Here is a 12,081-nt window from a genome sequence, read left to right as displayed (position 1 = left end):
GCAATCCTTTTCGGCCCTTACAGGGGCCGGGTCAGCCAGAGGTTGTCGGTGGAAGCGGCCGCGTAGGGCCCCTGGGCGGCTCCGCTCTGCAACACCAGATCGAATGCTTCGGCGCGCATCCGGCGGTCGGTGTACAGCAGCACGATGACTCCCGCGTTGAAGGGCGCGGTGATGATCTCACCGATCGCCGCCCCCACCGACAGGATCGCGGTGCTGACCAGGAACGCCGTGCTGGACGAGGTGACCTGGAAGAACTGGCCGACGAGGCTGAAGGGCACCGCTACGGCGTTGGCGACCACGGCTGCCACCAGGAACGTCAGCAGCCGGATGCCCAGCACCCGCCAGAAGCCGTGGCGAATCAGCTTGAAGGACCGGGTGATTGCGTCCATGACCGGCAGCCGCTCCAGCACGATCAGCACCGGGGCGAACAGCACCACCGTGTACAGGTACGCCAGGAACGCGAGGACGGCCAGCACCAACGGGATGCCCAACACCACGGCCGCCGCGGCGTTGCCGACCGCCGCCAGCACCCCGATGATCACCGCGACCAGCCCGGCGAGGGCCGCCACCACGACGGCTTCCAGCAGGGCCAGGCCGAGCAGGGCCAGCAGCCGCCCACGGATCTTGGCCCAGGTCTCGCCGATGGTGATCGGTGACCCGAACACCGCCCGCCCGACGATGACGGTGAGCATGCCCGACAGCAGCATGCCGCCCAGCCAGCCGACCAGGATGCCGCCACCCACCGAGGCCGTCCAGGCGCCCAGCACCCCCGAGCTCAGTTCGCCGGGCGCATCGCTGCCGAACCTGTCGGCGGCGGCCAGCGGCCCGAAGAACGCGACCTTGGTGATGATCTGCATGATGACCACGACGATGGCGGTCAGCCCCAACGTCGCTTTGGGGTTCGCTCGGACATAGCCGACCGCGCCGTTGAAGATGTCGCCGAGGGTGAGCGGGCGCAGCGGGATGATCCCCGGTTTGACTGCTCCGTAGCCCGACGGCGGCCCGAACGGAGGCGGCGATCCGTAGCCCGGTGCGGCGCCGTAGCCCGAGGGCTGCCCGTATCCGGGCGCAGCGCCGTAGCCCGGCGGGGGGCCGTAGCCCGACGGGGGCGGGTAGCCGGGCGGCGGACCATACGCGGGCGGGCCGTATGCCGGCGGGCCATACGCCGGCGGCGGGCCGTATCTCGCCGGCGGACCGTATTGAGGTGGTGGGCCGTATGCCGGTGGCGGACCAACCGGATTACCAGGCGGCGGCGCGCTCACCGAACCCCGCGGCCTTTACAGCCGGGCGCGTCGTTCGTCATGGGCTCCATCCTGTCGGCGGCCGGGGCATTTCACAACGTCGACCCCCCACCCGGCGCGTAGCGTCGCAGACATGGCGGAACTCAAATCCCGGATCCGGTCGGACTTGACCGCGGCGATGAAGGCCCAGGACAAGTTGCGAACGGCCACCCTGCGCATGCTGTTAGCCGCGATCCAGACCGAGGAGGTCTCCGGTAAGGAGGCCAGAGACCTCACCGACGAAGAGGTCATCAAGGTCCTGGCCAAGGAATCCCGCAAGCGGAGCGAATCCGCGGAGATCTACACCCAGAACGGCCGCGGGGAGCTCGCCGCCAACGAGCACGCCGAGGGCCGGATCATCGACGAGTACCTGCCCACCCCGCTCACCGAGGCCGAGGTGGCCGACGTCGCGGACACCGCGATCGCGCAGGTCGCCGAGGAGATCGGCGAACGCCCCGGGATGAAGCAGATGGGCATGGTGATGAAGGCCGCCACCGCGATCGCCGCCGGCAAGGCCGACGGCGCCCGCCTCTCGGCCGCTGTCAAAGAGCGGCTGTAGCCAACCGGGTCAGAGCACCACCCGGGTTCCGTCATCGCCGCGGCGCGTCGCGCGCCGGGCGTCGAGGTGTTCCAGCAGCGGCACCGCCACCCGCCGGGTGGTGCCCAGCGCCCGGCGCGCCTCGCTGACGGTGAACGGTTGCGGCAGCCCCCTCAGCACGGTGGCGGCCCGGTCCAGCGCGTCGGGCCCTAGCACCACCCCGTCGGCGATCCGCGTCAGCCGCCCGGCCCGCACCGCCGCGGCCAGCTCGCGAGGACCCAGGTTCAGCTCGGCCAGCTCGTCGGCCTCGGGCGCCCGGAACGGCTCGGCGGCCAGCCAGTCCTCGACCGTGCGCACGGCCTTGTCGACGCGGGCCGGCAGGCCCGACGCGGGCGGGCGGACCAACCCGTCGGCCACCTCGAGACCCGTGCCGTCCAGCAACTTCGGCAGCAATTCGGCGGCGGGCAACCCGACCTGCTGCCGCAACGTCTCGAGCGGCATGCCCGCCGCGATGTCGTGCTCGCCCACCCAGCGCCGCACCGCCGCGGTGGCGTCCTCGCGCCGCGCCGCCCACCACTGCGGGTCCACCACCCAGTCGCCCACCCGCTGCCCGCGCGGCGGCAGACCCATGGCGCGCAGGTCGGCCGCGCGCGCGACGTCGGGGGCGCGGACCTGGCCGGTGGCCAGTTCTGCGGCGCGAACGCGTGCCGCGCCGCGCCGCCGCAGCGCGGGAGGGCGGACGTCGAGCACCCCGATGCCCGCCGCGATCCGGTGCTGTCCGGGGTCGCGGAGCAACCCGATGTCGCCCACCCGCAACGGCAGCGGCCTGGCCAGCCGCAGGCGCGCCGCGGCCGGCCCCAGCCGGCGAACCTGCACCGGCACGGCCGCCGACCCGACATGGAGCATGAGCTGGCGGCCCAGCGCGTCCGCCGATCGCAGGGCCACGTCGATCTCGGCGGTGTCCAGCCAGGCGCCCGGCGTGCGCACGGTGTCCCCGCGACCGATGTCGTGCCGGTCGACGCCGCGCAGATTCAGCGCGACCCGGGCCACCGCGCCGACCTCGGAATGGTTGCGGCCCAACGATTGCAGCCCGCGGACGGTGACGCGGCGCCCGGCGTGCTCGAGTTCGTCGCCCACCCGCACCGTGCCGGCGGCCAGCGTGCCGGTGACGACCGTCCCGGCACCCCGGACCGTGAAGCTGCGGTCCACCCACAGCCGCACGTCGGCCGCGGGGTCCGGGGCGGGCAGCCGGTCGGTCAGCGCCACCAGTTCGGCGCGCACCCGGTCCAGGTCGGTGCCGATAGCCACGGGAGCACCGGCGAGTGAGGTGGCGGCAAGCCGTTCGGACGCCTGGGTGACGGCCGGGCCCGGATCGGCGAGGTCGGCCTTGCTGATCACCAGCAGCCCGTGGCGGACGCCGAGCGAGTCCAGCGCCGCGAGATGTTCCTCCGACTGCGGCATCCACCCCTCGGTGGCCGCGACGACGAACACCACTCCGCCGTTCAAGGGGGCTGGCCCCAGGCCGGCCAGCATGTTGGCCACGAACCGCTCGTGGCCCGGCACGTCGACGAACGCGAGCTGGCGCCCGTCCAGCTCGGTCCACGCGAAGCCCAGATCGATGGTCAGGCCACGGCGCTGCTCTTCGGCCAGGCGATCCGGCCACATCCCGGTAATCCGTTGCAGCAGAGTCGATTTGCCGTGATCGACGTGTCCGGCGGTGGCTAAGACGAACACGCCCGTACCGCCGCGGCCAGCAGCTCGTCGTCCTCGGGTGCCACCGTGCGCAGGTCGAGCAGACACCGGCCGCCCTCCAGGCGGCCCACCACGGGCGGGGTGCCGAGCCGGAGCGCGGCGGCGTAGGACTCGGGCAAACTGACCGCGGCGCTGGGCAATTCGACCCCAGGCGCCCCGCCACCGCCGACGGCCGCGACGCAGTCCACCGCCGCCGCCCCTGCCAGCCCGGCGGCCAGCGCCTCGGCCCTCGCCCGCAGCCGGTCGACGTCGGCGGCCAGCGCCTGGGCCACCGGCGGGGGCGGCCCGAGCAGCGTCGCTTCCAGCGCGGCCAGCGTCAACTTGTCCACCCGCAGGGCGCGCGCCGCGGGATGGCGGCGGATCCGCTCGATCAGCTCGGAGCGGCCGAAGAGCAACCCGGCCTGCGGCCCGCCGAGCAGCTTGTCCCCGCTCGCGGTCACCAGGTCGGCGCCGTCGGCCAGCATCGACGTCGCGTCCGGCTCGTCGGGCAGCACCGGGTGCGGCGACAACAGGCCGGAGCCGATGTCGACCACCAGCGGCACGTCGAGCTTGCGCAGTTCCGGCGCCAGCGTCGCGACGTCCACGGCCGAGGTGAACCCGGTGACGTGGAAGTTGGACGGATGCACCTTGAGCACGAAACCGGTCTGCGGGCCCAGCGCCTCGGCGTAGTCGCGCAGGCTGGTGCGGTTGGTGGTGCCTACCTCGCGCAGCCGCGACCCGGTGGATTCCAGCAGCTCGGGGATGCGGAAGCCGTCACCGATTTCCACCAGTTCGCCGCGGCTGAGCACGATCTCCTTGCCGGGGGCCAGCGTCATGGCGGTCAACAGCAGCGCGGCGGCGTTGTTGTTGACGACGTGCACGCCGTCGGCGGTCGGGACCGCGGCGGCCAGCGCGGCCAGCGCGCCCCGGCCCCGGCGCGCGCGCCGGCCCGTCGCCAGGTCGAACTCGACATCGGTGGCCCCGCCGGCGGCGACCACCCCGTCCAGCGCGGCCCGCGACAGCGGCGCGCGGCCCAGATTGGTGTGCACCACCACGCCGGTGGCGTTGATGACCGGCCGCAGGCTCGAGGCGGTGGCGGGTAGCGCGGCGATCGCGTGCTCGGCGACCTGCTCGGGTGCGATCTCGCCCGCGCGGGCCCGCCGCTGCGCCGTGGCGATCACCGACTTCACCAGCGCGCGGCCCAGCACCCGTTGCGCCGCGGCCAGCCGCGGATCGGCGAGCAGCGTGTCGGTGCCGGGCACCCGTCGGCGCGGATCGGTCATCGCGGACCCGAAAGAACATGGCGGAGGCGGACGGGAATTGAACCCGCCAACGACAGCGACTGCCGTTCGACGGTTTTGAAGACCGCGCCGGTCACCAGACCGGACACGCCTCCTTGAGCCATGGCGCCAATTGTCGCAGCCTTCGGCGCGCGGGCACCATGGACGCCGTGACGTACCGATTGACTCAATACGCCCACGGGGGCGGCTGCGCCTGCAAGATCCCGCCCGGTGAGCTCGAGGACGTGGTCCGCGGGCTGGGTTCCAACCCGCCGCGCGACCCGTTCGGGGAGCTGCTGGTGGGCCTGGACAACGGCGACGACGCGGCGGTGGTGCGCATCCAAGAGGGCACGGCGTTGATCGCGACCACGGACTTCTTCACCCCGGTGGTCGACGACGCCTACGACTGGGGCCGCATCGCGGCCACCAACGCGCTGTCCGACGTCTACGCGATGGGCGGGCGCCCGGTTGTCGCGGTGAATCTGCTGGGCTGGCCGCGCGAGGTGCTGCCGTTCGAGTTGGCCGCCGAGACGCTGCGCGGCGGGCTGGAAGTGTGCGCACTGGCCGGCTGCCACCTGGCCGGCGGGCACAGCGTCGATGACCCCGAACCAAAGTACGGGCTGGCGGTCACCGGGATCGCCGACCCAAACCGGTTGCTGCGCAACGACTCCGGCAAACCCGGGACTCCGCTGTCGCTGACCAAACCGCTGGGTGTCGGCGTGCTGAACAACCGGCACAAGGCCACCGGGGAGCGCTTCGAGGAGGCGGTCGCCGTGATGACCACGCTCAACGCCGACGCGGCCGCGGCGGCGCTGGCGGCCGGGGTCCAATGTGCCACCGACGTCACCGGTTTCGGGTTGCTCGGGCATCTGCACAAGCTGGCGCGGGCCAGCGGTGTGACGGCGGTGATCGATTCGGCGGCGGTGCCCTACCTGGACGGCGCGCGGGCGGCGCTGGCGGCCGGCTACCTCTCCGGCGGCACCCGGCGAAACCTCGACTGGGTGGCGCCGCACGTCGACCTGTCCGCCGTGGGAGAGGACGACGCATTGCTGCTCGCCGACGCGCAGACCTCCGGTGGGCTGCTGATCGCCGGAGAGATCCCCGGGGCGCCGGTCATCGGCGAGCTGGTACCGCGCGGCGAACACACCATCGTGGTGCGCTGATCGGGCCCACCGCACTAGGGTTAGGACATGGCCCCGAAAAAAGCCCTGCGCGAAGTGTTTCTGGAATGGCCCGTCCTGCGCCAGTTGCGCTCGACGGACAAGCTTGGCCGCGGCTCGGCGGTGACCTCCAAACAGACCCGCGCGCTGGCGCCGCGCACCAGCACGGCCGACCGCGTCGTGCAGAGCGTGTGCCCGTACTGCGCCGTCGGTTGCGGTCAGCGGGTGTACGTCAAGGACGAGCGGGTGGTCCAGATCGAGGGCGATCCCGATTCGCCGATCTCGCGGGGACGCTTGTGTCCCAAGGGTTCTGCCAGCGAGCAGCTGGTGAATTCGCCCGGCCGGCAGCTGCAGGTCCTCTACCGCCCGCCGCGGGCCACCGAGTGGCAACCGCTGGAGCTCGACACCGCGATCGACATGATCGCCGACCGCTTCGTGGAATCGCGGCGCAACAGCTGGCAGGACATCGACAAGAAGGGCAACCTGCTGCGCCGCACCATGGGCATCGCCGCGCTCGGCGGTGCCACCCTGGACAACGAAGAGAACTACCTCATCAAGAAGCTCTTCACCGCCGCGGGCGCCATTCAGATCGAGAACCAAGCTCGTATTTGACACAGCGCCACGGTTCCCGGTCTGGGAGCCTCCTTCGGGCGCGGCGGCGCCACCCAATCACTGCAAGACATGGCCAATGCCGACTGCATTGTCATCCAGGGCTCCAACATGGCCGAGTGCCACCCGGTCGGGTTCCAGTGGGTGGAAGAGGCCAAGGCGCGCGGTGCCCGGGTGATCCATGTCGACCCGCGCTTTACCCGGACCTCGGCGGTCTCCGACCGGCACATCCCGATCCGCGCCGGTTCGGACGTGGTGCTGCTCGGCGCGCTGATCAACCACATCCTGTCCAACGACCTGTGGTTCTCCGAGTACGTCGTCGCCTACACCAACGCCGCCACCCTGATCAACGAGAACTTCAGGGACACCGAGGATCTCGGTGGCCTGTTCTCCGGATTCGACCCCGAAACCGGGCAGTACGACACGTCGAGCTGGGCCTACGACGAGCAGGGCAACGGCCAGATCGAGTCCCCGGGCGGGGGCCACACGCACGGCACCACCGCCTCGGAAAGCGGAGCCGGACAGGAGCACGGCAGCGGCGGCCCGCCGCTGGCGCACGCCAACGTGAAGCGCGACGAAACCCTGCAGCACCCCCGGACCGTGTTCCAGATCCTCAAGCGCCACTACGCCCGCTACACCCCGGAAATGGTCAAGGACGTCTGCGGTATCAGCCGCGAGGATTTCGACTACCTGGCCCAATCCATCGTGGAGAACTCCGGGCGCGAGCGCACCACCTGCTTCGCCTACGCCGTCGGCTGGACCCAGCACACGCTCGGCGCCCAATTCATCCGCACCGCAACGATTTTGCAGCTGCTGATGGGCAACGTCGGCCGTCCGGGCAGCGGCATCATGGCGCTGCGCGGCCACGCCACCATCCAGGGCTCCACCGACATCCCGACGCTGTTCAACCTGCTGCCCGGGTACCTGCCGATGCCCAAGGCGGGCATGCACGACACCCTGGCCGACTACCTCGACGCGGTCGGATCCAAGAAGCAGAAAGGCTTCTGGGCCAACGCCGATGCCTACACCGTCAGTCTGCTCAAGGCGTGGTGGGGGGACGCGGCGACCGCCGACAACGACTGGGCCTATGACTATCTGCCGCGGTTGTCCGGCCCGCACGGCACCTATCAGACCGTGATGGGGATGCTTGACGACGAGGTCGAGGGCTACTTCCTGCTCGGCCAGAACCCCGCGGTCGGTTCGGCCCACGGCCGCATGCAGCGCATGGGCATGTCACATCTCAAGTGGCTGGTGGTCCGCGATCTCAACCTCATCGAATCGGCCACCTGGTGGAAGGACGGACCCGAGATCGCCTCGGGCGAACTCAAGACCTCCGAGATCGACACCGAGGTGTTCTTCCTGCCCGCCGCGACGCATGTGGAGAAGGCCGGATCGTTCACCCAGACGCAGCGGCTGGTGCAGTGGCGGCACAAGGCCGTCGAGCCGCCGGGCCAGTGCCAGAGCGAACTGCAGTTCTTCTACGAGCTCGGCAAACGGATCCGGCAACGGCTGGCCGGGTCGACCGACGAGCGCGACCGGCCGCTGCTGGACCTGAGCTGGGACTACCCGGCCGACGAGCACGGCGAGCCCGACGGGGAAGCGGTGCTGGCCGAGGTCAACGGCTATCGCGTCGACGGCTCCGGGCCGTTGACGTCCTACACCGAGCTGCGCGCCGACGGGTCGACCGCCGCCGGCTGCTGGATCTACACCGGGGTCTACGCGAACGCCACCAACCAGGCGGCGCGCCGGGTGCCGCACGGCGGTGAGTCGCCGAGCCAATCGGAATGGGGCTGGGCGTGGCCCGCCGACCGGCGGGTGCTCTACAACCGCGCGTCGGCCGACCCGGACGGCAAGCCGTGGAGCGAGCGCAAGCGCTACGTCTGGTGGGACGAGGAGCAGGGCCGCTGGGTCGGCTACGACGTCCCGGACTTCGTGGCCGACCGGGCTCCCGGCAGCCGGCCCGACCCCGATCTCGGCGGACCCGACGCGCTGGCCGGGGACGACCCGTTCATCATGCAGGCCGACGGCAAGGGCTGGCTGTTCGCGCCGAAGGGTGTGGTCGACGGGCCGTTGCCCACGCACTACGAGCCGCAGGAGTCACCGGTGACCAACGCGCTGTATCCGCAGCAGCGCAATCCCGCGCGAATCACGTTCCCGCGCAAGGACAATCTGAGCGCACCCAGCGCCGGTGACCCGGGCGCCGACGTCTACCCGTACGTGTTCACCACCTACCGGCTCACCGAGCATCACACCGCGGGCGGCATGAGCCGGTGGCTGCCCTACCTCTCCGAGCTGCAACCGGAGATGTTCTGCGAGGTGTCCCCGGAACTGGCCGCCGAGCGCGGCCTCGAGCCCTACGGGTGGGCCACCATCATCTCGCCCCGCGCCGCGATCGAAGCCCGGGTGCTGGTCACCCAGCGGGTGAGCCCGCTGATCATCAACGGCCACACCGTGCACCAGATCGGCTTGCCCTACCACTGGGGAGTCGGCAGCGACGCGGTGGTCAGCGGGGACGCGGCCAACGACCTGCTCGGTGTGACGCTCGATCCCAACGTGCAGATCCAGGAGTCCAAGGCCGGGTCGTGCGACATCCGGCCGGGCCGCCGCCCGCAGGGCGAGGATTTGTTGCGGCTGATCGCCGACTACCAGTCACGCTCGGGCGTCACCACCGAAACCGGCAACACACGGGTGAGTGACGCCGCCTGGGAAGGAGGAGCCGATGGGTCAGCTGACCGGGCCGACTGACCCGGCCGCGGCGGCCGGATGGCCGGACGCCAAGCCGCGCAAGGGTTTTTTCACCGACACCTCGATCTGCATCGGCTGCAAGGCCTGCGAGGTCGCCTGCAAGGAGTGGAACCGCAACCCGCGCGACGGCGACCTCGAGCTGCTGGGGTCCTCGTACGACAATACCGGCGCGCTGGGCGCCAGCACCTGGCGGCACGTGGCCTTCATCGAGCAGGGCCGGGAGCGCATCGAAGAGGCCCGCGAATCCGGCCGTGCCCTGATCGATCTCGGCATGCCCGCCTTGCCCGGCGCCGCGAAAACCGCTGCTGCCGAACCGGTTTCGCAGCCGCTGCACACCCCGGAGTTTCGCTGGTTGATGTCGTCGGACGTGTGCAAGCATTGCACGCACGCCGGCTGCCTGGACGTCTGCCCGACGGGCGCGCTGTTCCGCACCGAGTTCGGCACGGTGGTGGTGCAGCACGACGTCTGCAACGGCTGCGGCACCTGCGTGGCGGGCTGCCCGTTCGGCGTGGTCGAACGGCGCAGCGACGGCACCTACGCGACGCCGGTGGAACGTCCGGACCGGCCGAAGGAGGAGTTCGTCACCGGGGTCGCCCAGAAGTGCACGCTCTGCTACGACCGCCTGGTCGAGGACCAGATCCCGGCGTGCGCCCAGACCTGCCCGACGACATCGATCAAGTTCGGCGATCACGACGAGCTGGTGGCCCAGGCGCGCGAGCGGGTCGCCCAGCTGCACGCCGAGGGGCGCACGGAGGCAAGGCTTTACGGCGCCAACGAGAATGACGGCGTCGGCGGCACCGGGTCGGTGTTCCTGCTGCTCGACGAGCCGGAGGTGTACGGGCTGCCGCCCGACCCGCGGGTCTGCACGGCCGATCTGCCGGCCATGTTCAAGCGCGCCGGCCTGGCCGCGGCCGGCATGGTCGGCGCGGCCGCGCTGGCGTTTTGGAGGAGCCGATGAGCACGTCGGAATTCGACAGCTTCCGTCCGCCGGAGCCCCAGGGCGGCAAGCGGCGCAAAGGCAGGCGCGCGGGCCGGCGCGGCGGCGCGGACGGCTCCCGCGAGATGCCGATGGTCCCCGACGCCGAGTTCACCTCGTATTACGGGCGGCCGGTGGTCAAGCCCGCGCCGTGGGGACACGAAGTCGCGGCCTACCTGTTCCTGGGCGGCGTCGCCGGCGGCTCCGGATTGCTGGCGGCCGGTGCCCAGCTCACCGGGCGAAACACGTTGCGCCGCAACACCAGGCTCTCCGCGCTGATCGCGGTCGCCCTGGGTGCGCTCGCCCTGGTGAAGGATCTGGGCCGGCCCGAGCGCTTCGTCAACATGCTGCGGACGGTCAAGCTGACCTCGCCGATGAGCATCGGCTCCTGGATTCTCAGCCTGTTCTCGGCCGGCATCGGCGTTGCCTCTGCCGCCGAGGTCGACCGGATGACCGGCGAGCGAATCCCGTTGGGCCCGTTGCGGCCCGTGCTGCGCGCCGTGGAGGGGCCGGCCGGACTGGAAGCCGCGGTGTTCGCGGCGCCGCTCGCCGTCTACACCGCGGTGCTGCTCACCGACACCGCGACCCCGACGTGGAACGCCGCGTATCGGGACCTGCCGTTCGTGTTCGTCAGTTCGGCGAGCCTGGCCGCCTCGGGATTGGCGATGATCACCACCGGGGTCGCCGAGGCCGGGCCCGCCCGCAAGCTCGCCGTCATCGGCGCGGTCGGCGACCTGATCTGCACTCGGGTGATGGAGCGCCGGATGGACCCGGTGACCAGGGAACCGCTGCATCACGGCACGCCCGGACGGCTCCTGACGGCCAGCGAATGGCTCGCCGCCGCAGGCGGTTTGGGCGCGCTGCTGGGCGGGCGGCGCCGCGGCGTCGCGGTCCTGTCCGGCCTCGCGTTGCTGACGGCATCCGCCGCACTGAGGTTCGGTTTCTTCGAGGCCGGCAAGGAATCGGCCGGCGACCCTCGCTACACGATCGAGCCGCAGAAGCGCCGGCTCGCCGCGCGCCGGGCCGCCGGGGTGACCGGGGACTCGATCACCACCGCGGGCTGAGGGCGCGGCCGCACAGCGGGTCGTAACCGAGGGCGTCGTTTGCGCTCTGTGTAGTCGGGTACTCCGTCAGGCATGACGAATTTTGGCTACACTTTGATGACCGAGCAGAGTGGACCCAAAGACCTTGTCCGATATGCGGTTTCGGCCGAAGAGCGCGGCTTCGACTTCCACGTGTGCAGTGATCACTTCTCGCCGTGGCTCACCACGCAAGGACACGCGCCGAACGCCTGGGCGGTGCTGGGTGCGGTGGCACAGGCCACCGAGCGGGTCGACCTCTACACCTATGTGACGTGCCCGACGATGCGCTATCACCCCGCCGTCGTCGCCCAGCAGGCGGCCACCGTGCAGATCCTGTCCGACGGCCGGTTCACCCTGGGCCTGGGCAGCGGTGAAAACCTCAACGAACACGTCGTCGGCAAGGGCTGGCCGACCGTCACGCGCCGGCAGGACATGCTGCGCGAGGCGATCAAGATCATCCGGGAGCTGTTCGGCGGGCAACTGGTGGACTTCACCGGCGACTATTTCCAGGTTGACTCGGCCCGGCTGTGGGACGTGCCCGACGTGCCGGTCGGCATCGGGGTGGCGATGGCGGGTGCGCGGGGCGTCGACAAGTTCGCCAAGCTGGCCGACCACCCGTCCGCCGCCCGCGAGGTTGGCGGCTTGGCGGGCGGAGTGCCATTCCCTGACGAGTTCGGCGT

General features: G+C 71.2%; 9 protein-coding genes and 1 tRNA gene. 6 read left to right on the top strand and 4 right to left on the bottom strand.

Features of this window, described 5'->3' with window-relative positions:
• Window positions 1-17: 17 nt before the first annotated feature.
• Window positions 18-1,262: a hypothetical protein gene (locus A5622_RS12130; protein WP_066878740.1), complete on the bottom strand. Its 1,245-nt coding sequence runs from the start codon at window positions 1,260-1,262 to the stop codon at window positions 18-20.
• 112 nt (window positions 1,263-1,374) lie between these two features.
• Here A5622_RS12130 and A5622_RS12125 point away from each other — a divergent pair, with 112 nt between their 5' ends.
• The gene (locus A5622_RS12125) at window positions 1,375-1,839 is read left to right on the top strand and encodes a GatB/YqeY domain-containing protein (RefSeq protein WP_066866672.1); all 465 of its coding nucleotides are present in this window, start codon (window positions 1,375-1,377) and stop codon (window positions 1,837-1,839) included.
• Window positions 1,840-1,848: 9 nt separating this feature from the next.
• On the opposite strand, the gene A5622_RS12120 is transcribed toward A5622_RS12125, so the two are convergent.
• The 3 genes from A5622_RS12120 to A5622_RS12110 form a co-directional block, all read right to left on the bottom strand.
• The gene (locus tag A5622_RS12120; RefSeq protein ID WP_066878738.1) at window positions 1,849-3,552 is read right to left on the bottom strand and encodes a selenocysteine-specific translation elongation factor; all 1,704 of its coding nucleotides are present in this window, start codon (window positions 3,550-3,552) and stop codon (window positions 1,849-1,851) included.
• Window positions 3,540-4,832 carry an L-seryl-tRNA(Sec) selenium transferase gene (gene selA / locus A5622_RS12115; protein WP_066878736.1) on the bottom strand — a complete coding sequence of 431 codons (1,293 nt, stop codon included), beginning with the start codon at window positions 4,830-4,832 and terminating at the stop codon, window positions 3,540-3,542. The genes A5622_RS12120 and selA overlap by 13 nt, the downstream gene beginning before the upstream one ends.
• A gap of 18 nt (window positions 4,833-4,850) precedes the next feature.
• Window positions 4,851-4,945 (bottom strand) — tRNA-Sec (locus A5622_RS12110).
• 45 nt (window positions 4,946-4,990) lie between these two features.
• Here A5622_RS12110 and selD point away from each other — a divergent pair.
• The 5 genes from selD to A5622_RS12080 all read left to right on the top strand — a co-directional run.
• Window positions 4,991-5,992: a selenide, water dikinase SelD gene (gene selD, locus A5622_RS12105; protein WP_369827476.1), complete on the top strand. Its 1,002-nt coding sequence runs from the start codon at window positions 4,991-4,993 to the stop codon at window positions 5,990-5,992.
• A 27-nt stretch (window positions 5,993-6,019) separates the two neighbouring features.
• The gene (gene fdh, locus A5622_RS12095; protein WP_156752935.1) at window positions 6,020-9,343 is read left to right on the top strand and encodes a formate dehydrogenase; all 3,324 of its coding nucleotides are present in this window, start codon (window positions 6,020-6,022) and stop codon (window positions 9,341-9,343) included.
• Window positions 9,318-10,301 (top strand): 4Fe-4S dicluster domain-containing protein, encoded by a 984-nt coding sequence (locus tag A5622_RS12090; protein WP_066878730.1) that lies wholly within the window; start codon window positions 9,318-9,320, stop codon window positions 10,299-10,301. The genes fdh and A5622_RS12090 overlap by 26 nt, the downstream gene beginning before the upstream one ends.
• Window positions 10,298-11,383, top strand: coding sequence for an NrfD/PsrC family molybdoenzyme membrane anchor subunit (gene nrfD, locus A5622_RS12085; RefSeq protein WP_066878728.1), 1,086 nt, complete (start codon window positions 10,298-10,300; stop codon window positions 11,381-11,383). Before A5622_RS12090 ends, nrfD begins: the two co-directional genes overlap by 4 nt.
• A 72-nt stretch (window positions 11,384-11,455) precedes the next feature.
• Window positions 11,456-12,081: TIGR03557 family F420-dependent LLM class oxidoreductase (locus A5622_RS12080; protein ID WP_231999623.1), on the top strand; the 626-nt coding region annotated here is incomplete at its 3' end.

Source organism: Mycobacterium sp. 1245801.1 (assembly GCF_001673055.1).
Classification (GTDB): domain Bacteria; phylum Actinomycetota; class Actinomycetes; order Mycobacteriales; family Mycobacteriaceae; genus Mycobacterium; species Mycobacterium europaeum_A.
The sequence above is the reverse complement of the archived record's forward strand: the minus strand, read 5'-3'. Positions and strand labels throughout refer to the sequence as shown.

Excerpts from the sequence above, each read along its gene's own strand:
- A5622_RS12125 (WP_066866672.1), top strand. The coding sequence starts at position 1,375 with ATGGCGGAACTCAAATCCCGGATCCGGTCGGACTTGACCGCGGCGATG.
- selA (WP_066878736.1), bottom strand. The coding sequence starts at position 4,832 with ATGACCGATCCGCGCCGACGGGTGCCCGGCACCGACACGCTGCTCGCC.
- selD (WP_369827476.1), top strand. The coding sequence starts at position 4,991 with ATGGACGCCGTGACGTACCGATTGACTCAATACGCCCACGGGGGCGGC.
- A5622_RS12090 (WP_066878730.1), top strand. The coding sequence starts at position 9,318 with ATGGGTCAGCTGACCGGGCCGACTGACCCGGCCGCGGCGGCCGGATGG.
- nrfD (WP_066878728.1), top strand. The coding sequence starts at position 10,298 with ATGAGCACGTCGGAATTCGACAGCTTCCGTCCGCCGGAGCCCCAGGGC.